Below are 24,425 nucleotides of genomic sequence, written 5' to 3'. Positions count from 1 at the left end.
AAGTAGCGCAACACCCCGACAATAACACAACGACCTGAGCCGGTAAATTATCATGCAAAACTGTTGGCTGGAATCTCTGCCCTCAACGCCGGACCTCAACCGTATTATCATTCAAGGTTGTTGCCTCGCCGATGTCGGAAAGACGCTCGTGATGCAACGCATTGACCAGATTCCTGTTGGCCGACTGGGACGATTTAAATATGCCTGCTGCGGCAACCGCCCCTTTCGCCACCAGCGGAGTCACCCGGGCGGTGAAAGTTACTTCACCCAGATCATTGAAAGCAACAATTTCATCACCGTCAGCAATGGAGCGGGCAGCCGCATCATCGGGATGGATATCCAGAAACATGGCACCCCGGCTTTCCACAAGCTCGTCCCGCTCAAGAAAAATGGAATTAAGGGTCTCAGTGCTGGGAACGGCAATCAGCTGCAGCGGATAAGTTCCGCCATGACATTCCTGATAGAACGGCAACGGTTCATCCTGTGCGTTGTCCATAATCTGAATCTTGCCCGACGGGGTTTTCCAATCCGTGTGGTCGGCAAAAGATGCGGAAATCATCCCGCCGTTTTGCAGGGTATCGCGCTGGTGAGCACTGATATTCTGCAAGCCCTGCAGGGGATTGGCCAGCAATTCATCCAGCAGATCTTCTTCCGAACGCTGGAAATGAGACTCACCGTACCCCATAGCCTTGGCAAGCAGGCAGAAGATATCCCAATTGCTTTTACATTCTCCGGGCGCAGGGATAATCTTACGGGCCGCGCCGAATGAGCAATAGCCGTAAGAACTGTAGCAGTCCGACTGCTCCACGGAAAATGTCGCGGGCAGGATGATATCGGCATAACGTGCGGTGTCAGTCATGAAACGCTCGTGGACAACGGTGAACAGGTCCGGATTCTCCAGACCTTCACGGATACCGATCTGATTGGAGACCGAGCCCACCGGATTGCTGCCGAAAATATGCAGGCAACGAATCGGCACCTGCCCTTCGCCGCCCTTGAGAGCCATGCCCAGCTGGTTTATATTCACCTGCCGTCCAGCCCTGCGGCGCAGGTCCGGCCGGGTGATGCGGTTCGTATCCACATAAGGACCGCCGCCGGGATTACAGCCGCAAAGCCCGCCTCCGGACTGCTGCCACGCCCCGGTGAAAGCGGAGAGAATGGTGATCAGCCGCACGGTCATGCCCCCGTTGCCGTAACGGGAATTACCGCTGCCGAGAATAATTGCCGGAGCCGAAGCCGAAGCGTATTCACGGGCCAGCTCAATAATGACCTGTGCCGGGACTCCGGTTGCAGACTCAGCCCATGCCGGAGTGTATTGCTCAAGAGAAGCTTTGAACTCAGCGTAGCCTACGGCTTCACTCTGCAGGAACTCCGAATCTTCCAGCCCTTCTTCGGCCAGCACATGCATCATGCCTAGAGCCAGCGCACCGTCCGTGCCGGGTTTGACCAGCACCACCTGATCACAATACTCGGCCATTTCCCCGGCAAAACACTCAATCAGCACCACACGGTTGCCCTGTTTACGACCCTTGACCAGATCGGGCATGCTCTGCAGCCGGGTGGCTTTCATGTTGCTTCCCCAGACAAGATAAAAATCGCTGTCCGCCAGTTCACGGGGGTCAAGACAACCGGTATCGCCCATAACCGACTTGTACCCGGCACTCTTGGCCGAAGAACACAGGGTCTTAACCAGTTCACAGGCTCCCATCCTGTTAAACAATCCATCCCCGCAACTGCGTTGAATCAGGCTCATGACCCCGGAATAGTAGAACGGAAGAATGGAATCCGGGCCGAACTCATCCAGAGCCTGTTTCCACTTTGCGGTGATAGCCTCCACCGCTTCATCCCACGCGATGGGTTCAAAGCAGCCGTCCCCCTTGCCCCCGCTCCGTTTCATGGGAGTAAGGATGCGCTCCGGGGAATGGATGGACTTTTCATAGTGCTGCATCTTGCGGCAGATCAGCCCTGCGCAGACCGGATCATCGGGATCACCTTTTACTTTACTGATCAGAACACCGTCACTTTCCACTAAGAGACCGCAACTGGTGGGACAATCATAAGGACAGATGGATTTAAATATCGGCATGGAATTACCTCGAAAAAAAGGAATTGAAGATAATCTTAAACCACATTCAGCGGTTAATCCAGCAAAGGGTAAACATCCTAAATATTATACGGGATTTTTATCAATTGCTGTGGTAAGTTACTACTTAATAAACCAACAATTGATTATTTTTTTCCCACCTGAAAAACATCTTGGACGAAACAGGAGCACCCGGCCCAGTTTGGATGCCACAGGAGATAATTGTGAAAAAATATATCCGTAAATCAGTATGTTCGTACTGTATCATAATGCTGACCGTTCTGCTGACCCTCTCTTCATGTACTGACACTGCCAGCGTTAAAATAGGTTTTGTGGGCAGCATAACCGGACAATTTTCTGAACTGGGGGTTACCGCCCGAAATACCCTGCAACTCATGACTGAAGAACAGAACAAAGCCGGCGGAATAAACGGCAGAAAAATAGAACTGGTTATCCGGGATGACAAAAGCTCGCCTGAAGCGTGCAAAGCCGCCATTAACGATCTCATCAAAAATGACGTCCGCGTAATCTTAGGTCCCATCACCAGCTCCATGGCGGAAGCGACAACAGAAACCATTGAAGGGCGCGACGTACTGATCATGAGTCCGACCATGAGTACTGACTTCCTTGCAGACAAAGACGATAACCTGCTGCGCACCGCCACCTCCAGCACAGGACAGGCAAACGCACTTGCAGAAAGGGGGCTTGCCCTGGGCCTGGGCAGAACCGCAATTGTCGGTGACATGGAAAACCCCAAATATGTAAAAGCCATAGCCGGAAGATATAAAAAACTGATGCAGGAAGCAGGAAAGGAAGTTCCGGTTGAAATAAATTATTACAGCAACCGGAAACCGGACTTTACTGCCATAGCTGAAAAAATTATTGCCGGGAAACCTGATTCAATTCTTTTTATCACCAACGGTTTTGACGCGGCCATGATAGCACAGGCCCTGCACAAAACCGGGATGGACCAAGCTCTCTTTTTCGGGGTCAGCTGGACCCAGTCCAATGACATCATCACCCATGGCGGAAAGGCAGTGGAAGGAATGCGTCTCATAGGCATGTACGACTACGAAAATCTTGACCCCGAAATAGCTGCCCTGAAAAAGCAATATCTTGATAGATACTACAAAGACCCTTCATTCATATTCACTCTGTATGCTGAGATATTTAAAATCGCTGTTTACGGCCTTGAGCATACAAAATCATATAATCCCGCCCAGATAAAACATACTATACTTAATAAAAAAGAATTCAATGTACTGGGAAATAATATTATTTTTAATAAATTCGGTGACGTCAAAGAAAAATACAACATCGTCACCATCAAGAACGGTAATTTTGTCAACGACAACTAGATTCGTATGAAAAAGAAAAAATCATTAAGAAAAATAATGTCGGTACACTTCATTGTATCGACAACAATTCCATTTTTACTATTTGCTGCACTGGCATACGCATACACTTTAACCCACTTCAAAACGGATATTGATGACAAAAACAATTCTTCAGCAAAACTTATAGTAAGTATTGTTGAAGAAGAAATGCACAACATCCAGAGCTCCTTACAGAATTGTGCAAAAGCAATCGAGAAAAATAAAAATACGGCGGTACAAACCGAAATATATCTGCAGGCCATCATCATGGCCAATCCGGCAATACATCAGGTCCGGCTGCTGAATAACGAAGGGATTGTTTATGCTCTTTCCCCTTTTTCCAAGGATGTGCTGGGGATGGACATGTCCAACTACCCTTCATTTAAAAATGCATATGTAAAAAAAACAGTTTACTGGTCCCCGGCTATTATTTCAGCCACCCACCGGACACCTGTATTCCAGATCTCAATTCCTGTACAAAATGGAGTGCTGATCGCCAATGTAACGTTCCCGAATCTCAACTCGCTGATCAAGGAACTGAATATAGGAGAACACAGCATCCTTGCAGTCACCGACCAGACCGGAACCTACATTGCCCACACGGATGAGACACAGGTACTGCAACGCACTGAAGATCCGCATTTTAAACTATTCAAAGATATTTCCGGAAAATCAGTCCGCAAGGAATCAATCAAAAACGACAAAAATTATGATACGGCCTACGCTGCTTCCATCGGCCCGTCCCGCTGGGTGGCTTTGATCTACCAAAACTCAAAAGAAGTGTACCGGGACCTGATCACCTACACCATTGCGTTCACCACTCTTGCCCTGCTGATACTGTTTCTGGGCATGATAGTCCTGCTCTTCAGGCTGAAAACAATCGGCTCCAACTTTAATGAGCTGGTCTCCCTTGCAGCACAGGTTTCACGCGGAGATTACAGCCGCTCTGCAACTCCGAAAGACATCCGGGAATTCGATGAAATTGCGACTGCTTTCGGAAAGATGTCCTCCAGCATTGAATCACGAGAACAGGAAATCAACACCCTGAACCGGGATCTCGCGCAGCAATTGAGCGAAATGCAGAAACTGCGCAGCCTGTTGAGCAATATCATCAACTCCATGCCCTCCGTACTCATTGCCGTGGACAGTTCAACAAAAATTATCCAGTGGAACGCGCAGGCCGAACTGGAATCCGGAATAAGAAGCAAAGACGCCGCAGGGCGCGCCCTTGAAGATGTCTACCCGCGACTTTCTTCCAAAATGGCGGACATACGAACAGCCATGCACAGCTCCAAACCCCGCAGTGAGGGCAGGCTGACCCATCTTCAGGACGGCAGAACCTACCATGAAGATATCACCATATACCCCCTTGAAAGCAACGGTATTGAAGGTGCGGTAATCCGTTTGGACGATGTAACCGACAAAGTCCGGCTTGAGCAGATCATGGTGCAATCCGAAAAGATGATGTCGCTGGGGGGGCTTGCGGCAGGAATGGCCCATGAAATCAACAATCCGCTGGCCGGAATTTCCGGCAATATCTACAATATGCAGAAACGCATTTTCGGGGACCTCCCGGCCAATCAGGCTGCTGCTGAAAAATACGGATTGTCGCTCGAAGACATGCACAGATATCTGGATGCGCGGGATATCCCTAAAATGATGGAAGCCATCAAATCTTCCACAAACCGGGCCTCCACCATTGTCCGCAACATGCTCAGCTTCAGCCGCAAAAGCGAAAAAAACATGGAGCCGCAGAACATAGCAGACCTGCTGGACGAAACAATTGATATTGCCGCCAGCGACTATAACCTGAAAAAGCAGTTTGACTTCAAAAAGATCAGGATTGTGCGCGATTACAGTGAAAATATTGCTGATGTTTTTTGCGAAAGAAGCGAGATTCAGCAGGTCTTCTTCAACATCATGAAGAACGGGGCCGAAGCCATGAAGGACAAAGAGTACTCCGGCTCATCTCCCTGCTTCACCATAAAAATTTATCAGGAAAGACAGGATGTCACAGTACAGATCGAGGACAATGGACCGGGAATAAACGAAAAGGCAAGATCGCGAATATTCGAACCGTTCTACACAACCAAACCCGTGGGCAAAGGCACGGGACTAGGGCTGTCAGTTGCCTACTTTATTATAACCGAACAGCACAAAGGTTCCATGAGCATAGATTCGGAAACAGGCAACTGGACCCGCTTCACCATCACCCTCCCGGTAAAACAGGAAAATTAAATTTACCCTTAACAACACTTAGCATCCATACAATGCCAACCTCAAGGAAACATATGAACAAAACAACACTATTCCGTAAACTGGTCAACAGCCCCGAAATTTTACTCATGCCCGTGGCCTATGACGGCATATCCCTGCTGGCTATTGAGCAGGCCGGATTCAAAGCCACCTGCATTGCCGGGTACGGCACCTCAAGCTCTCTGCTGGGTCTTCCGGATATCGGCATGATCAGCTCCAGCGAAATGCTGACCCATTACGCCAATCTCATCGCCCGTACCGAGCTCCCGGTCATGGTCGATATCGACACCGGATTCGGTGATGTGAATAACGTCATCCGCACAGTGCAGCAGGTGGAACAAATGGGCGCGGCTGCCCTATTCATTGAGGACCAGACCTACCCCAAACGGTGCGGGCATATGGGCGGAAAATCCGTAGTGGATGTGGAAGAATACCTGCCCAAGCTGAAGGCCGCCCTCTGGGCACGCAAAAATCCGGATTTAACAATCATGGCCCGTACCGACGCCAAGGCTGTATACGGTCTGGATGAAGCCATCAGACGGGGAAAAATTTACGCTGAAGCCGGGGCGGACATGGTCTTTGTGGAAGCGGTGGGTTCTGTGGACGAAATGCGCCGGGTCAATGCCGAAATTCCGGTCCCCAGCATGGCCAATATGATTGAAGGCGGCAAAACCCCGTTCCTGAACAAGGACGAGCTTCAGGATGTGGGCTACGCACTTGCCGCCTACGCCTGCGGCCCGCTCTACGCCGCAGCACGGGCAGTACAAAAATGGGCAACCACACTCAAAGAAGAAGGCAGCACAGAAAGTTTCGCCACCCCGGAAAATATGATGGATTTCGCTGAATACTACAGCTTCATCGGCGCGGATAAAATTCGGGAACGGGAAAAAATATTTCTAAACGGGACAGACAAATAAAAAAAAGACCCGCCGAAACCGACGGGTCTTTTTTCTCGTAAAAACTTACTGCTATGCAGGAGCGGGAACGGCCTCCGGTGCAACCGGGGTGAAGCCCTTTTCCGCAACCTTTCCGGCTGCAGGCTCAAGAGCGCGCTCTTCAAGATAATCCACAGCGTTCTCATTGATATATTTCAGGAAAGCGTTGTTCAGCGCGTGACCGGAAGCATAGACTTCGAAACGGCCCTGCAGGGGCATTTCAAGAACAGCCATGTCACCGATAAAATCAAGCATTTTATGCCTTACAAACTCATCAGCAAAGCGAAGACCGCCGTCGTTCAGAATACCGTAATCATCAAGAACAACAGCGTTATCAAGGGAACCGCCCAGTGCAAGACCGTTGGCATGCAGGTATTCAACCTCTTTCAGGAAGCCGAAAGTTCTGGCTTTAGCCAGCTCGTCCATGAAAACATCAGGAGTAATCTCAAGGGAAAGGGTCTGTTTGCCGATCTGGGGGTGTTCGAAATCAATGGTATAATCAACAGCAAAACCGTCATGGGGAAAAGCCCTGACATACTTGCCGTCCTGCTCGAAATTAAGTGATTTGGTCACAGCCAGAACCTTGCGCGGCTTGGCAAGATCACGAACTCCGGCCTGACGGAGCAGATATACAAAAGGACCTGCGCTGCCATCCATAATGGGCAGTTCATTACCTCTTACTTCTACATGAATATTATCAATGCCCATTCCGCGTACCGCGGCGAGCAGATGTTCGACAGTGGAAACGGAATCCTGTCCGTTACCGAGAGTGGTGGCCAGTCCGGTTGCTACAACCAGATTGGGATTGGGAGTAATAAATGAGCTTCCAGAACCGGTATGGAGCGAAAAAAGGATTCCGGTATCTTCCACAGCAGGACGGAGCACAATCTCCACCTGTTTACCGCTGTGAAGCCCGATACCCTTACATCTCACTGTGTTCTGAATAGTAGTTTGTAGCATATTATCTCCTGTTGCCACTCTATGTAGCAATTAATATGCCACTCTAAAGGAGTTTTTCAACATACTGATTTTAATAAACTTTTTAATTATATCAATTATCACAAAACGTAACTAGTTGTATTTTTACAACAACACAAAACATACGCTGTGGTTTTTTTGCAAACATGCAGCAAAGCTATCTCTTTTTTGCCACAACAATACGGTCGTGCCCGGAGAGGTCTTTTTGCACCTCCACACAACCCGAAAATGCAGCACAGCTGTCAAAAATATCATAGGCGACCTGTCCCTGAAGATAACCGATCTCCATAAACACAGTGCCGCCCTTTTTCAAAGCCGATCCGATACGCGGTGCACTGCCTTTGATATCCTCGTCCCCGGACGGACCGCTGACCAGCGCAGACACAGGTTCAAATTCCGCCACCTCATAGCTGATTTCATCCAGTTCCGCTTCACAAAGATAAGGCGGATTAGCCAAAATCAGGTCAAACTTTGCGTCAGCCAGCAGAGATTCATTAAAATCAGCACGCACAAACTGCACCCGCTTAGCAACACCGTGCAACCGCGCATTCTCCTGTGCAATATTAAGAGCAGCCGGACTCAGATCAACCGCAATCCCGCGTGCCTTGGGAAACAACTTCGCCACTGTCACCGCCAGAATCCCCGATCCGGTACCGAAATCAGCAAAAACAAACTCTTCATGCGCACCAAAAAGCTGCTCAACCTTCTCAACTATCTCCTCAGTCTCAGGACGGGGGATCAACACCCCCGGCCCAACCTTGAATTCAAGGCCGTAAAATTCCTTCACACCCAGAATATAAGCCGCAGGTTCGCCGGAAGCTCTGCGTTTAATCAGCATTTCGAACTCAGCCAACTTCTCTGAATCCACAACGCGGTGCATCTCGGTAATCAGCTGCACCCGGCTTAACCCGAAAACCTGCTCCGCAAATAGCTGCGCAGACAAGGCCGGGGAATCCACGCCAGCTTCATTTAGCCGAGCTGTGGCTTTGGATAAAATTTCTTTGAGTGTAAGATCGTGCATATCTAGCCTTCGGCGACCCTGCCGGGGGCCTTAAACCCTTTTTGCAAAAAGGGTTTAAGAATCCCAAAAACTTTAAATAAGCTTCGCTGGTTTAATTTCAATAAAAAAACGGGATATTAAAAAATATCCCGTTTTAGATTTTATCTTAGCCCAACCCCGGCCAACGCGTTTTGGGGAGAGGGGATGGGGAGTCCAGAGGGGAAGGGGAGAACACCTTTTTGGCGGCAGCAAAAGGGGTTCTCCCCTTCTCCTTTGGCCGCCGGAGGCATGCTTCCCTAGCCGTCCTGAGCCTGTTGCTTCAAAGCTTCGGACTGGTAGTGGCTGATGAGCGAATCGACCAGCTCGTTCATGTCCCCTTCGATTACGGAATCGAGTTTGTAGAGGGTCAGGTTGATGCGGTGATCGGTCACCCTGCCCTGCGGAAAGTTGTAGGTACGGATACGTTCGGAACGGTCACCGGAACCGACCTGTGCGCGACGCTGTTCAGCCATTTCCGCATGCTGTTTGTCCTGCTCGGCCTGCAACAGGCGGGAACAGAGAACCTTCATGGCCTTGGCCTTGTTCTTGTGCTGGGACTTTTCGTCCTGACAGATAACAACCAGCCCGGTGGGAAGGTGGGTTATGCGGATAGCGGAGTCAGTAGTGTTAACGGACTGACCGCCGGGACCGGATGCACGGAACACGTCGATACGCAGATCTTCGTTGCGCACCTGTACGTCCACTTCCTCTGCTTCGGGCATGATGGCCACGGTGGCTGCGGAAGTGTGGATACGGCCCTGTGTTTCAGTGGCGGGCACACGCTGAACACGATGGGTACCGGACTCGTATTTCATCTTGGAGTAGATGCGGCTGCCGCTGATGGCGGCGATAATTTCCTTGAATCCGCCAGTTCCGGTGGGGTTGGAACTCATGACCTCAACTTTCCAGCCGTTGGCATCTGCAAAACGGGAATACATGCGGAAAAGATCGGCGGCAAAAAGGGCTGCTTCTTCCCCGCCGGTACCGCCGCGGATTTCAAGGATAATGTTCTTGCCGTCCATGGGGTCTTTAGGCAGCAGGAGAAGCTTGAGTTCTTCTTCCAGCTTGGGCAGACGATCCTTGATCTCGGCAATTTCCATCTCAGCCATTTCGCGGATTTCCGGGTCGGAATCCTTGGCCATTTCCTTGTTGTCTTCAAGGTCGGCGGAAAGCTGCTTGTATTCGCGGAAAGCTTCCACAACATCGCCGAGTTCAGCGTGGGCCATGGTTACTTTACGGTAGCGATCCTGATTATTATAAACTTCCGGGTCTGCAAGCTCCTGCTCCAGATCCATGAAAGAACGTTCAATCTCTTCCAACTTGGCAAACATCAGCTGTCTCCTCCATCAGCATCGGCAGCAACCGCAGTATTAAGTGCCGCAAGAGCAACTTCAATCTGCTCTTCGTCCGGCTCGCGGGTAGTCAGCAGCTGCATCCCCATTCCGGGCAGACAGGCCGCCTTGCACAGGGGTTTGTCCTCGTGTTTGGCAGAAGCCTTGATCATCTCATAGGCGACCGCACTCACAGGAGCCATCAGCAGCAGCTTGATACCGACTATATATAAATGTTTAAGCACAAAGGTCTGCGGTGCCCAGACGGCAACGATCATGGGAACCAGCACAGTGAAAAGCAGGATACTCACCACCAGCACGAAAAGCAGAAATGCTGTTCCGCAACGGGGATGGAGCCTGCTGAAATTTTTAATATCGCAAACGTCAAGTTTGCCGCCCGCTTCATAAGCCCAGATAGCCTTGTGTTCGGCACCGTGATACTGGAACACGCGCTTGATATCCGGCACAAATGAGATGGACACGATGTAACCGATGAACATGAGCATCTTGAAGAAGCCGTCCCAGACATGGAAACTCAGGGAATCCACACCGCCGGAAACGCCCCACCACTTCATAGCCACGGAAAAAAAGTGCGGCAGCACAACGAAAAGACCAAGCGCGGCACCAAGTGCGATGACCATGGTCAGCACAAGGTGAAAAGTGGTCAGTTCGCCGTCTTCCTCTTCATCAAGAGCCTGAGTGGCGGAATAGTTAAGGGCTTTGACTCCGTTAACCATGGTCTCCATAAAAATAGGAAAACCACGCAGAAAAGGTTTTTTCATAAACTCGGGAGTCATTGAAAACCAGGGACGAAGCTCAACAGTAATTTCACCGTCAGGACGACGGACAGCAATGGCAAGATTGTCCTTTGCGCGCATCATAACGCCTTCGATAACAGCCTGCCCGCCAACGGTTTTGGCGGCGGACATAAGAAGAGGTAATTTCAAATCCGTTTCCTCACTGATAAGGGCCGGACAGCCCGTAAAATAGTAATGTTTCTCAGTAGAATAATCACTTACAGCCGTCAAGCAAGACCGAGATTGATTATCACTACAAAAGAATACAGCGGGGAGGGATTTGAAATGTCCCACCCGGCTACGATGCAGGACTTTTAAATATTTTAAAAAAGGACATGCCTCTACCGTCATAAAACGGCAGAGGCATGTTCACGCGGCAAAACCGCAGAAATATGAGCTAGTTGCCCTTAACTTTGCTTGCTGCGTCGAAGTTACCGAACTTCTTCTTAAAGCGATCGATACGACCAGCGGTATCAACAAAACGCTGCTTACCAGTGTAGAAAGGGTGGCAGTTGGAACAAATTTCAGTGCTCACCTCTTCACCAATGGTGGAGTAGAGTTCGGACTCATAACCGCAGTGGCAACGTACAGTTGCCTTATGCAATTTAGGATGGATATCTTTTTTCATGACTTTCTCCTGTCTTTGTTAACCGTGAAAACAAGGCCGAATACACCTGCACATAATAATATGCAAGCTTTATTTGCCCAGTTCCGCAATTTTTAGTGCAATAAGTTAACAGGCCCACCTGATGCACGTCAAGCGGCCGGAACGAGCAGACAACCAGATGCCTGCTGACGATTCAGCTATCAGACCGGGACAGCTTACAATCCCCGTTTACGCTTAATAACCGGACCGTCACCATTCAGCTGATTGTCTTTAAAGAACAAAAAAGGCGGGACCGCGAGGATCCCGCCCAAATATACTAAGAAGCTGTCTGATCTATACGCAGCCGGTGGGCTTGGGCAGACCAGCCATCTTACAAGCTCCCTTACCGGGACCGGAGGGGAACAGTTCGTAGATGTGCTTCAGTTTGAAACCAGTTACTTTGGAGAGGATACGCACCATGGGAGCGATACCGTTCTTTTTGTAGTAGTCCTGCAGGAAGTCGATAACTTTCTGGTGTTCTTCGTTGAGTTCTTTGATGCCTTCGGACTCTTTGCAGAAGTCAACCCACTCAGGGCACCAGTCTTCAAACTTCAGGAGGAAACCGTCTTCATCAACGTCAAAGCTTTTGCCCATGAATTCTACGATAGCCATAATAATACTCCTAGGAATATTTACATTTATTACTGTAGGTTCTGACCGTGTCGAACCTGCCATATCCAAAAACAGCATTCCACTGTTTCACGACTATTTTATAGCGTAAACCCTTACGCGTTTTTGCTTAAATTGAAATAAGCCTTAAATCCCATTCTTGTCAATCGGGATCAGGAATTTATTTGTCGAGTAATTCCTGAAGATGAGGCAGAGCATACTCAAGGGAAGGATCGAGCTCCAGCGCGGTGGTCAAATACTCGATGGCTTCATCATCTTCACCCATAAACTTATGACATAATCCGAGATTGGCAAGGTCTGAAGCCGATCCGCTGTCCAGTGCAAGGGCCGCCTTGAAATCAACCGCTGCCAGCGCGTAATCCTTGGCCTTGAATTTAGCCACACCGCGCAGGTTGAAATACTCCTTGGCCTCGTCATCAAGCTCAATGGCCCGGTCAAGATAAGGAATGGTTACCGGCCAGCGTTCCTCAAGAGAAAGCGCGTAAGCGGTGTAGAATGCGGAAAGAGCCTTCTCTTCATCCGCAGGCTGCATCTCCACCGCAATGCTGAACATATCCACCGCGTGGGAGGTATCTCCGCCGCGCAGGGCCAGCATGCCTTCAAAGAAAGGAATGAAATACGGCTCGCCGTAAATATCCGAAATCACATCCAGCCCGTCCCCGGCGATATCGAGGGCGACCTTCTCAGACAGGATACGGCCCACAAACAGGCCGAGGCTGGCATGCGGGGTGCGCTCCCGGAACTGAAAACCGGGCACGAAGTTGTAGTTGGCAGGTACACCCAGCTCAGGATGGGTGGTCGCTACGGTGTACAAGGTGTAGCCCTTTTCATCCAACCGGGCGGCGAAAGTCTTCAGCTCATCATAAATATCGTCACTCTCAACAGAGGGCAGGGATTTCATCTGCACGCACTGCCCTGCTCCAAGCCAGCCGGTCTGCTCAATCTCGGTAAACTTGGGCAGGCCGGAAGCTTCGTAAACACGTCCGGTCTCAAAATCCCCGGCCAACTGCGCCACCTCGGTGAAAGCGCGGATAGCGGCCTTGCAGGGAGAAGCGGAAGTCCCGGCGGTAAAGACAATCTCACTCATGCCCGGAAAAGTGGACGGGTCCCATGCGGTCACCGCCACCGTGGGCAACGGCATACCGAAGGAAAAGTCGTTGATGATGTATTTGATGTCGTTGTCATCAAAGCATTTGCAGAGATTGGCGAGCACCTCATCATCGCAGGAAGCAGGATCAATCACCGGAACTTCGGGACGGTCACGGTCAATAACCGCGCAAACGTGCCGTTCCACCAGTTCACTTGCGCCCTGAAGCACGGATTCTTCCGGGGAGTTACCAGCGGATGCCCCGTTGAATTCATTGAGAATCTTGAACCAGTCCAGTGGTACGTACTCTTCTTCACCGGTATGAACGTTAAGTGCAGGATAAAAATGCCAGCGTACCAGATCAAGGATGACCCGCGCCTTGCCGGGGTCCATATCCTCGCCCACGGACTGCAGGATTTTCTCAATGGAAACAACCTTGCCGGGCCAGAGATCTTCGGCCTCGCTATAAGTGGCAAGGGTAAAATTCTCCGGTGTGGACCAGAAGCTGAAAAAGCTGAACCGCTCCACCAGCTCCATAAGCGCGGAAGCCTCGGCCTGAGCCACGGAAGCACCCTTGCCCATCTGCTTGCGGGTGGGCATTACTTCACGGGCCTCATCGCCGCATTCGCTGATGAAGACGGGAATCCCCAGACGCCCGGTATCAACCTTGCGGGTGCATTTCAGCACGCCGTTGCATTTCTCATCCAGCAGGGCCTTAACGCGGGAGACGGTCTCTTCGGGACTTACCGCCTTATCCTGGTCCTTGGAATAAACTTTGGGACATGATTTAAGCTCAAGCATTATTTCACTCCCATGCGGACCAGAGAAATAATGGACTTGCCTTCACCGGCGTTTCCGGCAAAAGGAACTTCCTGCTTCATCAGACGATAGCTGTCCTTGGTCTGCTCAAAAAACTTCTTGCCGCCGCGCTTTTTATCCATGGCCAGCAGCACTTCGGAATCCTTGGCTTCCACCAGATGGCGACCGATAAATCCGGGCAGGGACTCGGCAACATCATCGCGGTGCAGGATTTCACATCCTAAAATATAGTTGAACTTTTCTTCCAGATCAGTCTCGGCGAAATCCACCTTGCGCATGCTGATATTTCCATCAAGCTTGTTGCGCGCAGCGTTCAAGCGGGCAAAAAGCAGTGCGTCATCATCAGTATCAGCCAGCACAACTTCATAACCCCGGCTGGCTGCGATCATTCCGCAAAGCCCGCCGTCAGTGCCCACTTCAAGAAATTTAGCACCTTCAGCCGCCTTGAACTTCAGCGCGTAAAAGCCGAGCACCAGAGAAGAAGGCCAGATCTTGGCCCACAGGGGCAAGTCGATTTTCTTGCCGCCACGGGCTTTGTTGACGAGTTTATCAAGGTATGCGGGCATATCCGCAATCTGGGCCAGTTCAAAAATCCGGTCGCCCACTTTAACTTCTTCAAACTTGATTGCTCCGAACTTGTTCCGGGCCGCAGCAAGCAGTTCATCAAAAGTCGCAGCGGGCTTCAACGCTATATTTTTCAAGGAAACCTCCTGAAGGAATAATCGAAATTTATTTTATCCTGATGAAACAGAAAAATGCTCCACGGCAGCAGATTATGTGCCGTGAAGCAAGATGAGTAATCATTAACAAGCGGGTGGTCAACCGCCACCATCCGTGAAAAAAGCTACGAATACAACGCAACCTTATCCCAGCGTTCCTGATAAGTTTTTGCGATTTCCCCGAAGTGGCTGACCATCTGGGGCGGAAGTGCTGTTTTGGACTCTCCGCAGATAAACATTGCAGCCAGAACCAGCTTGCTTCTGATAAAATCCCCGTGAGTTATGCGCTTTTGCACCGAACCGGACAATCCTGCAACTGTATCCAGCACTTCCTGTGCACGCACAAGCGAGCTGTGCTTTTCATTAACCAGCCGCTCACCCGCACGGGCAATCTCATCAAGCTTCTGCTCATCACTAAGCATTTCAAGGGCAATTTCCGCCGCGTGTTTCGCATTTCCGCGCTCGTACGGGGGCAGAATATTTTCACCGGGAGTGAATAGATCCAGCAGGCCGTTGTCGCAATCTTCAGTTAGCACAGCAGCTCCGCAGGCCGCTGTTTCAAAAGTACGGTAATTGAGCTCCGCAGCCGCAGACTGATTCAAGATAATCTTAGAGCGGGCAAAGAGAGGCTGGTACGCGCCCTTTTTGACAAGTATGGGACAAAATTTAGCAAACGTATCCAAAAAAACTTTTCGTGCAATATTCTGTTTGCTATCCACCGTCCCCACAAAACAAACCGGGATATCCCGGACCTGCGAATCATTAAATGCGCTGGCCTTGTCATAAAACAAAGGAAACCATTTATTCAGCTTCGGATAACCGGCTTCATTGAACAGCGGAACGGCATTTTTTTGAGCAACCATCGCGCAATCAAATGCATAGGAATACGGAACATGCCACGGGTTGCAATAAGTATCGATAAAATAACCCACAGTAGGACAATCCAAAGCCTCCAAACCCCAGACTCTGGGGATATTGCCCACGTCATGCCAGAACACAAGATCAGGCTGAAATGAAAATTTATCAAAGATGGTCAACAAATCCTGATAAAAAAGCGGACGGTTAACCTGAAGCAATTTTTCACTCTCAATCGGCTCACTATCCCACCTGATGTGAAAAACGTCGTGCCCCAACTCACGAAAAGAAGAAGCCAAAAGGCCGGATTCCAAAATAACAATCTTCATATTCACAATCCTGCTTATTGCAACGAGCAGCTGTAAGAAGCGTAACTATTTCCCCTGACTGACCCAGCACTTTACTCTGAAACACCTGTAATTAACACAAAAAAAAGACCACCCTCACGGATGGTCTTTATTAAATTCTGGAGCGGGAAACGAGATTTGAACTCGCGACTCCGACCTTGGCAAGGTCGTACTCTACCACTGAGTTATTCCCGCGAATGGAGGCGGCATCCAGATTTGAACTGGAGAATGGAGGTTTTGCAGACCTCTGCCTTACCACTTGGCTATGCCGCCTTATTTTTGGAGCGGGAAACGAGATTTGAACTCGCGACTCCGACCTTGGCAAGGTCGTACTCTACCACTGAGTTATTCCCGCTCAAAAGCCTTCCGCATCACGGAAAGCAAACGGCCTCCCGATTAAAGGAGGCCTGAAATTCTGGAGCGGGAAACGAGATTTGAACTCGCGACTCCAACCTTGGCAAGGTTGTACTCTACCACTGAGTTATTCCCGCTCGGGGCTTTACCTTCAAACAATATGAAGGAAGGGACAGTCACAGGGACGGACCCAGGAAATTTTTTGGAGCGGGAAACGAGATTTGAACTCGCGACTCCGACCTTGGCAAGGTCGTACTCTACCACTGAGTTATTCCCGCTCTTGGAGGCGACATCCGGATTTGAACCGGAGAATGGAGGTTTTGCAGACCTCTGCCTTACCACTTGGCTATGTCGCCGTCTTTTTGGAGCGGGAAACGAGATTTGAACTCGCGACTCCAACCTTGGCAAGGTTGTACTCTACCACTGAGTTATTCCCGCTCACGAAAAGCGAAGCAGTTTTTAACTTTCTGTTATAAAACTGTCAACACCTTTTTAAATTTTTATATCTTTTGCTTTCCCTCTACTGGACATATTGAGAATAATTACTACTTATTCTGCAAAGATATACGTCCGTAAAGTCAAACATTTAATTCAAAGAATCGACTGGTGTGTCGTTGAGAAACGTGTTTAGGGCAGCTGTTTTTTTTTGTCAACCGTTTTAATTTTTTATTTTTTTATTTTTTTTTATCATGCCCTTTACTTCCATAGCCACTTTAGGCTAATACCATTCATCTTAAAAGTTAGAGTTGTTTTGGCAAACTCGTAACCCCACCTCCGTCTATTAAAAAGAGAGGTTATCAATATGGAACAGAAAGATATTGAATACTTCCGTGAAACCCTGAACAAGATGCTTGATGACATCCTTCAGAAGGGCAAGGAAACAATCGACGACATGACTGAATCCGGGGAGACCTATGCAGACCCCGCAGACCGTGCAACTGCCGAGTCCGACCGAGCCTTCACTCTCAGACTCAGAGACAGGGAGCGCAAGCTGATCAAAAAAATCCAGAAGGCCATCCAGCGCATTGATGACGGTGATTTCGGTATCTGCCACGCTTGCGGTGACGACATCTCCGTTCCCAGGCTCAAGGCCCGCCCGGTAACCACCCTCTGTATCGCCTGCAAAAGCAAGCAGGAAGAAGAGGAACAAAACCGCGGAGACTAAGCCCGGATCAAAGTAAATGGATGCACACTTCTTTCGTGCCCTGATCGGTGAACTTGAGGAAAACCTCAAAGGCCGCAGGGTGGAAAAAATATTTGCCCCCGCTGAGGGAGTGTGGACTTTCGCGCTCCAATCAAAGGGAGGTAAGGAATATCTTCTCTTCAGGCCCGCCAAATCGGTGGGCCTGCTCTTTCTTTCAAGGGTGAAACCGGTTAATCCCCCCAGCCCGCCGTCACAGGTCATGTGGCTGCGTAAACGGCTGGCCGGACGCAGGCTCTTCGAAGCCCATCACGACTGGATCAACCTGCGGGTTGCCTTCACCCTTTCCCCATGGAAACAACGCGATAAATACCGCTACCTGTTGCTGGACATGAAAAAAGGAGTCTCCCTGATTCATGACCTTCCGGAAGGATTTCCCGCGCCTGTCAGCTGGCCACCCTACGAGGAAGCCCGCTCGGACGATGAAATCTGGCGCGAATATCCGCAGATATCCCCTCCTCTGCGCAAGACCCTGAACACGCTTGCCGAAGACGAAGGACGGGACCTGCTGGACCGCCTTGAAATGGGAATCTCTGACCGCTTCTACATTTCAGAAAAAAAAGGTGAACTGACCGCCCCGCGCGTCTGGTCCAACCCCAAAGCCGCTGAAGAGATTTACGATTCCGCCATTGAAGCAGCATCCGTGTACGGAGAAAAGATTCTCTTCCCGGTCATGGAGCGCATGGAGAATGCCGAACAGCGCAGCACTCTCAAGTCCGGCAAAAAGAAATTCAAAAAGATTTTCAGACGTATTGAGCAGGAAGAAGAACGGCTGCGCGCACTTCAGGCCCGCAAGATCGAAGCCGAAGCCCTGCAGGCCGAGATGTACCGCTTAAAGGACCTGCGTGAGCTGGACAAGGTAACTGTCACCCATCCCGAACACGGCGAAATGGAAGTAAGTCTCGATCCGCTACTGACTCCCACTGAGAACATGGAAAAGATATTCCGCTTCGCAGCCAAGGCACAGCGCGGATTCAAGCACATGGAAAGGCGCAGGCAGGAAGTGGAAGCCGAGCATGAGCTGTTCCTGAAAGCCAACCTCATGCCCGCCGCCGACAAGGGCAAGAAAAAGAAAAATATCGAGATACCCAAGAAGTATAAAAATATCGCCGCTGCCCTGTTCATCTCTTCCGACGGTTTCCTGATGATCCGCGGCAAGAACAGCAAAGCCAACCACGAAATTCTGAGCAAGGTGTCTTCAGTATTTGATTACTGGTTCCACGTACAGGGCGGCCCCGGCTCCCACGTTATCCTCAAACGCGACCATCCAAGTCAGGAAGTACCGGAACAGACCCTGCGCGAGGCTGCCATACTCGCAGCCCTGAAAAGCTACCGCACCAACGACTCTAAAGCCGATGTCATGTGCGCGCTGGTAAAAGATGTCCGCAAAGTAAAAGGCTGGGCTCACGGGCAAGTAGCCGTAGACAGCGTGCTCCAGAACCTGCATGTTGATATTGATCAGAGTTTAGAAGAAAAACTGGCTAAGAAATAAGAATGCCTCCGGCGGCCCTTCGGGGACCAAAGAACCTTTTTTTGGAAAAAAGGTTCTCTGGACTCTCCCAAAAACTTTTTATCGGGGCTTCGCCGCTTCGTATTAAAAATAGTGCAAATAACTAAAGCGCAATATCTTTCGAGGTATTGCGCTTTAGTTATTGAAGGTAGGTCGTCAAATATCTGTGCGAAGCTTACTAAAAAGTTTTGAAGGGATGGGGTCTGGGGAAGGGAAACTTTTCCCAAAAGTTTCCCTTCCCCAGCCGCCGGAGGCATACATTTATGCCGTTTTGGAAATTCCGTTGAGCATGGCCAGTACTGTGCTTTGCTCTTTATCAAATCTATTAGCCACGCTCTGCTGTACCCGTTCGGTAGAAGACGAAAACTGTCCTTTGCGCTCGCCGTATATTTCCTTGACCAGATCAGCGGGAAACCCTTTGCTTTCGGCATTTGCGGCCAGCTTGTCGATAGCCTTGGCAATCAGGTTGGAGGCCCCTGTTGGGCCGTGCTGTACTGATGTGGACCAGAGCACTTCACGTACCGGAGCGGGCAGTGAATTCATGTCTATGCCGGTCTTTTCGAGAATCATCTTGGCTGCGGGATCGTAGTGGCTGCCCTGAATAAAATCGTGCTGCAACTTTTCAAAACCCTTGGGATCGGAATCGGCCAGCTGCTTCCAGATATCGGGCATGGAGCCTGCTTTTGAACCGGTATCAGCAGGCCCGGCACCGAGCAGCTTGTCGGCTATTTCCGGAGCCTTGTCTTTAAGGAACTGGATAAAACGATCCATGGTCCCGGTCTTGGAGGCAATTTGGTATTTTCCGTAAGAAGTACCGCCCACCCGGTCATAGCCGATGGCGGAAACACCGTTGGAACCTGATTCAAATTTTGCGGCAAGATCTCCGGTAACCAGTTGGTTAAATGCTGAAGTGTCCATTTTTTTGACAGCAGCATTGTCGGTGGCAACGGGATTGGCGCGATAGGCATTGAGAGCCTGCGCGTTGTGCATACCTGTTCCGGACTGCAAGCCTTTTACGGAATTAAGCGCGGTAAGGGCTTCCAGCATGAGCACATCGTTCATGACTCCCATGTCCATGCTGCTGGGCGAAAACTGGTCGCCTGAACCGCCGGAAAACAGCTTCTCGGCCATCATGAGTTCCATGTCGAAAGCCCCGGCCTGCCCTTTCATGGCAGCAAGGTTAGGGGCGGAACCGCTTCCGTTACCGGAAACATTCCCCAGCATCTTCATCATCGCGGCAATATCGTTGGTCACATTGGTCATGAGTAATCCCTCTGTCAAAAAAATATCTTTTCAACATGGGATTTGCACCAAGTGTACCAATTGCCTGCCCTGCCTGTCCGGCAAGAAAAAAGGCCCTTTTGAAACCAATCAAAAAAGCCTTTAATTACAAAACAATACATGAATCAATCATCATCCTTACCATCATCAATAAGAAAGAGTTCCCGCTTCTTCTTTTCAAAAACAACTGCAGCACGGAACGCTGAAATGGCAAGGGCCAGAATACTCAGGATCAGGATCAAGCCTTTCTGAAACTCCCATTTCTGGCGAATAATCATATCTATAATAAAATTCGACTGGAAATTATTTGAATAGTAGATCAGCGCGGGAATGCAAAGCAAGGCAAGCCCAAGCAGAACCACCTCCATCCAGATAAAAGTCCTGCCCAGCAGCATGATAAAAAGGGTTGAATCGCGGATAACCCTGAGTGTAACCAATCTTTTTCTGAGCTTTTTCAAGCGGTCATCAATGCGGTCCAGATAACGCTGGGTCTTGCGGAAAGTCTCAGCAGCATTGAGCTGCTGGGTTTTGATCCAGTAAATCTTATCCGCGCAGTAATTGAAATCGCTGTTGAATTCGGTCAGCAGCTTGGGAAACGGAAACCATGAAGCCTCGCGCTGGACGTCCAGCAATTCCTCACGGTAGATTTCCAGTTTTTTATTGATGACCTTAATTTCGTATTCAACACGCTTTTCAATTTCATCGGTCAGCCGGGCGATGCCGCTGGTCAGCTGCCGGAAGGCGACATAGTTTTTAATCTTGGCCAGCTTGTTCATGCGATCCATGAACCGGGTAGCTTCATCTGCAAACTCGTGCCCTTCTTCAAACCACTGGGCAATATCAGAGGAAAGGTTATCCATTCCGGATGCGACTTCCTTGGCTTCTGCTTCAGCAGTTGCCCAGAGATCCCCCATTTCCTGCAGGACAGTCAGCCTGCCTCGATCAAGTTCGGGATCGATTGCCGCTCTGTTGAAATAATGCGGATCTTTTTCAATAACATCATTGAACAACGAAAGGGCCTGCTCCGCAAAACCCATTTTTACCATGCATACGGCCCGGCGGTACTGCGGTTCGAGCCATTCAGAACATTTGTTGTGGGCTTTCCTGTAGATATCGCTGGCCTCGCCGAATTCCCCCATAACTTCCTGCATGCGCCCCTGAAGATACACAAAGTATCCTTGCTGCAAAGGAGAATAGCAGAGTCTTTCCGCTTCCTGCCAATAGAAATAAGCCTGTTCCAGATTGCCTGCCTCAAGCTCGTAAAACGCCATCAGTGATCTGGGCTGGTAACTGCGGCTGAACCGGATCATGGCATTCTTGATCAAAGTTTCGGCCTCGTTGCGGGACCCATTGCGCAGGGCCTCATACGCGGACCAGATAAGCTCGCCCTCTTCCGGTCCCTGATCCTTGATTCCACGCGGCCAGTCCTTGCCGCGACAACGCCAAACCATATAAAGCGTGCGCAGCTGCGCAATAGCATTAATGGAAAAAAGGGCACGGGTTACAACCCCTTCATACCCCTTGCCCTTGTGCAGGATTCTGGAAAATTCTTCGAGGACATTATTTTTCCCCTGCATCTGAAGGTCAATATTTTGGAAACCTTCGGTAAATTTTTCGCTGTCGATAGCCGCAAGCTGCTTCCAAACCACCGGGTCGAGTCCGTTCAGGCTGCGACTGGGACACTCTGCCGGGCTGTGGTTCTTCATGCCGCAATAAAAGCAGTCCTCGTATTCCCCCACCGAAACCTTTCGGGAAATGGTCACTGAAACGGCGGAAGAACTGGTATCGTGCACCCCCTGCTTAAGGCTGACATGACACCATCCATCCACGTTTTCCTGCTCGCTGCCGAAACGGACCTCGTTTACTGCGAAATCAACTCCAAGCAGGAATGCATCCCGGTAACGCAGGTGCGGGCAGTCCGGAGTGAGTTTATCCCAGTCAAGGTTGACTTTGCGGACGACCTCATCGTTAAAGCTCATATTCATCTGGGGAACAAGAGCCATAACCGAAGGCCAGTAAGCCACCTCCTCTGTCATCTCATTGTTCCTGACCCGATTGATAAGCACCAGCAGTTCCCGCAGAAAAGTACGCAGCACGGAAAGGGAAGCGATGGGCAGGATAACCTTAACTTCCGATGTAATATACTGAATCCCCAGTCTCTGGAGCATTACCTGCACTTCGGAAAAAAAAGAACGCCAGCCCTTAATAAACTCCTTATCTGAAGGATTACCCACCGGAATCATTATGAAATACCAGTTCTGCAGGGAGTCGTAACCCAGCCCCTGATCCGGGTCCATAGACATCCAGCCGGACTTGGAAATACCGGTAGGCGTGCGCACTTCCTCAAGCTTCAATCCGGCAATGGCTTTTACGGAGTCGGAAAGCTTGGGATGGATAATTACCTCAAACTCAGTGGGCAGGGCTGTTTGCTGATTGGTAAATTCAGTGTCCACTTTGAGAGAAAGATCAAGATTATAATCCACTAGAAGCGTGGCCGGCATAACCTGAATATAAACAGGCATAGGATTGAGCCGGGCCCAGATTTCAAGACGGGCAACCACCCGGAAGACATCATCACTGAAGAAAAACCAGTAAGCCTGATTCGATTCCTCGCTCATGCACATGCCGCCGAAGTCACGCATACTGCGCACAATGGAATCTTCCAATGTGTCAGCCCAGACGATCCAGACACCGAAACCTCGGTTTACCATGCGGGAATGGCTGACAACCGGAAAATTTTCAAATAAGCTCGAAATCGAATACAAAACAACAACTCCTTACTTGCGGAGGAATTATGGACATTTCAAAAAAAATCGCTGAACTCAAACAGGACCCGGAATTTGCCGATAATGTAGGCATGATCCTGATCCATAACGGAATCGTCCGCGGTTGGTCGCGGGGAACCCGTGAAGAAGTTACCGGCATCGAAATCAAGGCCGACCGTGAAAAAATCGAACAACTCCGCCAGGAACATGAAAAATTCCCCGGAATATATAAAATAGTCGTCCATGCCAATGAAGGCGTGTTCAAACCCGGGGACGACCTGCTCTTCCTCATCGTAGCTGGAGACATCCGTGAAAACGTCAAAGAATGCCTCGGAAGCCTGCTCGACAGAGTGAAAGCCGAAGCCTTCAGCAAAAAAGAAATAATGGCCTGATCAGGACCGCTCAAGGGCCGGGTGATGTTCAATATCCCGGCCCGTTTCAGCTTTTTATTATTTCAGCGGGCGACACCGGATTCCCGGAAACAATATCCCGCACCAGCCGCTCGATCCTTGCGGCCTGCCCATCGCGCCCCCTTTTTCTGCATCCGCCGATATAAAAAGCGGCCTTGCGCTGCAACTCAGCAAGGGCCATGCTCCGCGCTTCAGCAGGAAGTGTTCCCTCATTAAGCAGCTTCACTATAGCGTACATTCTGTATAAATCCAAACACCCTACACTATTGGAAAGCTGGTCCGGCCGCCCGCCGTGTTTGACGGTCAGCCGTTCACGCAAAAGCCCCACCGGATACTTAAGCCCTGCCCGCAACCAGAGGTCATAATCCTCGCAGGCAGCCATATCTTCATCAAAAGGGCCCAGCTCATCCCAGAACCTGCGGCTGAAAATCACGCAGGAAGGGCTGACCATGCACATCTCCAGTGAACGGTCAAAGAACATCCCTTCGGGTTTCTCGTGCTTTTTGCACTGATTAACCCGTTTGCCCTTGCGAATCCAGATTTCATCGGTCTGGCTGATTTCAAAGCCGCCCTCTTCCATGAATGAAAGCTGCTTTGCCAGCTTATGCTCCACCCACTGATCATCTGAATCCAGCAGGGCAATGAAACTTCCACCGGAATTGGCAATCCCGAAATTCCTTGCAGCTGAAACGCCGCGATTTTCCTGCCAGAGTACCTTCAGCCGGGGATCGGTATAATCCGCCAACCGCTGTGCCGTATCATCCGTGGAACCGTCATCCACGACCAGACATTCAAAATTATCAAAGCTCTGCCCCAGCACCGAATCCACAGCCCGGCAGATACGCTCCGCCCGGTTGTAAGTGGGTATTATCACGGACACTTTGACGGCATTATTAATAACAGCCAATTAATCACCTGCTTTGCAATAAAAAAATAATTTCCCTGCCAAATGGTATTTGATCATGTTAATAAAAAAACATACCCTGTGTACAGTTAAGCAAGGTTG

The 24,425-nt window shown here is 50.0% G+C and carries 20 protein-coding genes and 7 tRNA genes; 7 read left to right on the top strand and 20 right to left on the bottom strand.

Going from position 1 to position 24,425, the window contains the following annotated elements; translation table 11 throughout:
• Nucleotides 1–82: 82 nt before the first annotated feature.
• A complete protein-coding gene (locus FMR86_RS09960) occupies nucleotides 83–2,086 on the bottom strand; it encodes a molybdopterin-dependent oxidoreductase (RefSeq protein ID WP_163350962.1) in 2,004 nt (667 codons plus the stop codon).
• On the opposite strand from FMR86_RS09960, the gene FMR86_RS09955 reads away from it, so the two are divergent.
• The 4 genes from FMR86_RS09955 to FMR86_RS09940 are packed head-to-tail and all read left to right on the top strand — an operon-like array spanning nucleotide 2,067 to nucleotide 6,632.
• A complete protein-coding gene (locus tag FMR86_RS09955; RefSeq protein ID WP_163350960.1) occupies nucleotides 2,067–2,327 on the top strand; it encodes a hypothetical protein in 261 nt (86 codons plus the stop codon). The genes FMR86_RS09960 and FMR86_RS09955 overlap by 20 nt on opposite strands.
• On the top strand, nucleotides 2,308–3,441 hold the full coding sequence (locus FMR86_RS09950; RefSeq protein WP_163350958.1) for an ABC transporter substrate-binding protein: 1,134 nt from the start codon (nucleotides 2,308–2,310) through the stop codon (nucleotides 3,439–3,441). The genes FMR86_RS09955 and FMR86_RS09950 overlap by 20 nt, the downstream gene beginning before the upstream one ends.
• Nucleotides 3,442–3,477: 36 nt before the next feature.
• Nucleotides 3,478–5,697, top strand: a complete 2,220-nt coding sequence (locus FMR86_RS09945) for a PAS domain-containing sensor histidine kinase (RefSeq protein ID WP_163350956.1) — start codon at nucleotides 3,478–3,480, stop codon at nucleotides 5,695–5,697.
• A gap of 53 nt (nucleotides 5,698–5,750) precedes the next feature.
• A complete protein-coding gene (locus FMR86_RS09940; RefSeq protein ID WP_163350954.1) occupies nucleotides 5,751–6,632 on the top strand; it encodes an oxaloacetate decarboxylase in 882 nt (293 codons plus the stop codon).
• A 51-nt stretch (nucleotides 6,633–6,683) separates the two neighbouring features.
• Here the strand turns inward: FMR86_RS09940 and lpxC are convergent, their stop codons facing one another.
• The 16 genes from lpxC to FMR86_RS09860 all read right to left on the bottom strand — a co-directional run bounded on the left by lpxC (nucleotide 6,684) and on the right by FMR86_RS09860 (nucleotide 16,690).
• On the bottom strand, nucleotides 6,684–7,610 hold the full coding sequence (gene lpxC, locus FMR86_RS09935; protein ID WP_163350952.1) for a UDP-3-O-acyl-N-acetylglucosamine deacetylase: 927 nt from the start codon (nucleotides 7,608–7,610) through the stop codon (nucleotides 6,684–6,686).
• Between the two features lie 175 nt (nucleotides 7,611–7,785).
• Nucleotides 7,786–8,649 carry a peptide chain release factor N(5)-glutamine methyltransferase gene (gene prmC / locus FMR86_RS09930; protein ID WP_163350950.1) on the bottom strand — a complete coding sequence of 288 codons (864 nt, stop codon included), beginning with the start codon at nucleotides 8,647–8,649 and terminating at the stop codon, nucleotides 7,786–7,788.
• Between the two features lie 275 nt (nucleotides 8,650–8,924).
• Nucleotides 8,925–9,998: a peptide chain release factor 1 gene (prfA, locus tag FMR86_RS09925; RefSeq protein WP_163350948.1), complete on the bottom strand. Its 1,074-nt coding sequence runs from the start codon at nucleotides 9,996–9,998 to the stop codon at nucleotides 8,925–8,927.
• Nucleotides 9,998–10,927, bottom strand: coding sequence for a DUF1385 domain-containing protein (locus tag FMR86_RS09920; protein ID WP_163351055.1), 930 nt, complete (start codon nucleotides 10,925–10,927; stop codon nucleotides 9,998–10,000). Before FMR86_RS09920 ends, prfA begins: the two co-directional genes overlap by 1 nt.
• A 265-nt stretch (nucleotides 10,928–11,192) precedes the next feature.
• A complete protein-coding gene (rpmE, locus tag FMR86_RS09915) occupies nucleotides 11,193–11,423 on the bottom strand; it encodes a 50S ribosomal protein L31 (protein ID WP_163350946.1) in 231 nt (76 codons plus the stop codon).
• 312 nt (nucleotides 11,424–11,735) lie between these two features.
• The gene (locus tag FMR86_RS09910) at nucleotides 11,736–12,053 is read right to left on the bottom strand and encodes a TusE/DsrC/DsvC family sulfur relay protein (protein ID WP_163349165.1); all 318 of its coding nucleotides are present in this window, start codon (nucleotides 12,051–12,053) and stop codon (nucleotides 11,736–11,738) included.
• 178 nt (nucleotides 12,054–12,231) lie between these two features.
• Nucleotides 12,232–13,959, bottom strand: a complete 1,728-nt coding sequence (locus FMR86_RS09905) for a YcaO-like family protein (RefSeq protein WP_163350944.1) — start codon at nucleotides 13,957–13,959, stop codon at nucleotides 12,232–12,234.
• Nucleotides 13,959–14,678 carry a methyltransferase gene (locus tag FMR86_RS09900; RefSeq protein WP_163350942.1) on the bottom strand — a complete coding sequence of 240 codons (720 nt, stop codon included), beginning with the start codon at nucleotides 14,676–14,678 and terminating at the stop codon, nucleotides 13,959–13,961. Before FMR86_RS09900 ends, FMR86_RS09905 begins: the two co-directional genes overlap by 1 nt.
• 143 nt (nucleotides 14,679–14,821) lie before the next feature.
• Entirely contained in the window at nucleotides 14,822–15,880 is a 1,059-nt protein-coding gene (locus tag FMR86_RS09895) for a glycosyltransferase (RefSeq protein WP_163350940.1), read from the bottom strand.
• 138 nt (nucleotides 15,881–16,018) lie between these two features.
• Nucleotides 16,019–16,093: transfer RNA gene (locus FMR86_RS09890), tRNA-Gly, on the bottom strand.
• A gap of 3 nt (nucleotides 16,094–16,096) precedes the next feature.
• Nucleotides 16,097–16,171: transfer RNA gene (locus FMR86_RS09885), tRNA-Cys, on the bottom strand.
• A 7-nt stretch (nucleotides 16,172–16,178) separates the two neighbouring features.
• Nucleotides 16,179–16,253, bottom strand: a tRNA-Gly gene (locus FMR86_RS09880).
• 61 nt (nucleotides 16,254–16,314) lie between these two features.
• A tRNA-Gly gene (locus tag FMR86_RS09875) sits at nucleotides 16,315–16,389 on the bottom strand.
• A gap of 66 nt (nucleotides 16,390–16,455) precedes the next feature.
• A tRNA-Gly gene (locus tag FMR86_RS09870) sits at nucleotides 16,456–16,530 on the bottom strand.
• Nucleotides 16,531–16,533: 3 nt separating this feature from the next.
• Nucleotides 16,534–16,608 (bottom strand) — tRNA-Cys (locus FMR86_RS09865).
• A gap of 7 nt (nucleotides 16,609–16,615) precedes the next feature.
• Nucleotides 16,616–16,690: transfer RNA gene (locus FMR86_RS09860), tRNA-Gly, on the bottom strand.
• Between the two features lie 364 nt (nucleotides 16,691–17,054).
• On the opposite strand from FMR86_RS09860, the gene dksA reads away from it, so the two are divergent.
• Both dksA and FMR86_RS09850 read left to right on the top strand, forming a co-directional pair.
• Nucleotides 17,055–17,417 (top strand): RNA polymerase-binding protein DksA, encoded by a 363-nt coding sequence (gene dksA, locus FMR86_RS09855; RefSeq protein WP_163350938.1) that lies wholly within the window; start codon nucleotides 17,055–17,057, stop codon nucleotides 17,415–17,417.
• Nucleotides 17,418–17,433: 16 nt separating this feature from the next.
• Nucleotides 17,434–18,945 carry an NFACT RNA binding domain-containing protein gene (locus FMR86_RS09850; protein WP_163350936.1) on the top strand — a complete coding sequence of 504 codons (1,512 nt, stop codon included), beginning with the start codon at nucleotides 17,434–17,436 and terminating at the stop codon, nucleotides 18,943–18,945.
• 279 nt (nucleotides 18,946–19,224) lie between these two features.
• Here the strand turns inward: FMR86_RS09850 and FMR86_RS09845 are convergent, their stop codons facing one another.
• Together FMR86_RS09845 and FMR86_RS09840 are read right to left on the bottom strand one after the other, a co-directional pair.
• A complete protein-coding gene (locus FMR86_RS09845) occupies nucleotides 19,225–20,244 on the bottom strand; it encodes a hypothetical protein (RefSeq protein ID WP_239057201.1) in 1,020 nt (339 codons plus the stop codon).
• Between the two features lie 125 nt (nucleotides 20,245–20,369).
• Nucleotides 20,370–23,009 carry a hypothetical protein gene (locus FMR86_RS09840; RefSeq protein ID WP_163350935.1) on the bottom strand — a complete coding sequence of 880 codons (2,640 nt, stop codon included), beginning with the start codon at nucleotides 23,007–23,009 and terminating at the stop codon, nucleotides 20,370–20,372.
• Between the two features lie 29 nt (nucleotides 23,010–23,038).
• Between FMR86_RS09840 and FMR86_RS09835 the strand changes: the two genes are divergently transcribed.
• On the top strand, nucleotides 23,039–23,401 hold the full coding sequence (locus tag FMR86_RS09835) for a molybdenum cofactor biosynthesis protein MoaE (protein ID WP_163350934.1): 363 nt from the start codon (nucleotides 23,039–23,041) through the stop codon (nucleotides 23,399–23,401).
• A 46-nt stretch (nucleotides 23,402–23,447) separates the two neighbouring features.
• Here the strand turns inward: FMR86_RS09835 and FMR86_RS09830 are convergent, their stop codons facing one another.
• Nucleotides 23,448–24,326 (bottom strand): glycosyltransferase family A protein, encoded by an 879-nt coding sequence (locus FMR86_RS09830; RefSeq protein ID WP_163350933.1) that lies wholly within the window; start codon nucleotides 24,324–24,326, stop codon nucleotides 23,448–23,450.
• Nucleotides 24,327–24,425 lie beyond the last annotated feature (99 nt).

The organism is Desulfovibrio sp. JC010, assembly GCF_010470675.1.
GTDB lineage: Bacteria > Desulfobacterota > Desulfovibrionia > Desulfovibrionales > Desulfovibrionaceae > Maridesulfovibrio.
The sequence above is the reverse complement of the archived record's forward strand: the minus strand, read 5'-3'. Positions and strand labels throughout refer to the sequence as shown.

Coding starts and splice junctions, on each gene's coding strand:
- FMR86_RS09955 (WP_163350960.1), top strand. CDS start 2,067: ATGGATTTAAATATCGGCATGGAATTACCTCGAAAAAAAGGAATTGAA.
- FMR86_RS09960 (WP_163350962.1), bottom strand. CDS start 2,086: ATGCCGATATTTAAATCCATCTGTCCTTATGATTGTCCCACCAGTTGC.
- FMR86_RS09945 (WP_163350956.1), top strand. CDS start 3,478: ATGTCGGTACACTTCATTGTATCGACAACAATTCCATTTTTACTATTT.
- FMR86_RS09940 (WP_163350954.1), top strand. CDS start 5,751: ATGAACAAAACAACACTATTCCGTAAACTGGTCAACAGCCCCGAAATT.
- lpxC (WP_163350952.1), bottom strand. CDS start 7,610: ATGCTACAAACTACTATTCAGAACACAGTGAGATGTAAGGGTATCGGG.
- prmC (WP_163350950.1), bottom strand. CDS start 8,649: ATGCACGATCTTACACTCAAAGAAATTTTATCCAAAGCCACAGCTCGG.
- prfA (WP_163350948.1), bottom strand. CDS start 9,998: ATGTTTGCCAAGTTGGAAGAGATTGAACGTTCTTTCATGGATCTGGAG.
- FMR86_RS09920 (WP_163351055.1), bottom strand. CDS start 10,927: ATGTCCGCCGCCAAAACCGTTGGCGGGCAGGCTGTTATCGAAGGCGTT.
- rpmE (WP_163350946.1), bottom strand. CDS start 11,423: ATGAAAAAAGATATCCATCCTAAATTGCATAAGGCAACTGTACGTTGC.
- FMR86_RS09910 (WP_163349165.1), bottom strand. CDS start 12,053: ATGGCTATCGTAGAATTCATGGGCAAAAGCTTTGACGTTGATGAAGAC.
- FMR86_RS09905 (WP_163350944.1), bottom strand. CDS start 13,959: ATGCTTGAGCTTAAATCATGTCCCAAAGTTTATTCCAAGGACCAGGAT.
- FMR86_RS09895 (WP_163350940.1), bottom strand. CDS start 15,880: ATGAAGATTGTTATTTTGGAATCCGGCCTTTTGGCTTCTTCTTTTCGT.
- dksA (WP_163350938.1), top strand. CDS start 17,055: ATGGAACAGAAAGATATTGAATACTTCCGTGAAACCCTGAACAAGATG.
- FMR86_RS09850 (WP_163350936.1), top strand. CDS start 17,434: ATGGATGCACACTTCTTTCGTGCCCTGATCGGTGAACTTGAGGAAAAC.
- FMR86_RS09835 (WP_163350934.1), top strand. CDS start 23,039: ATGGACATTTCAAAAAAAATCGCTGAACTCAAACAGGACCCGGAATTT.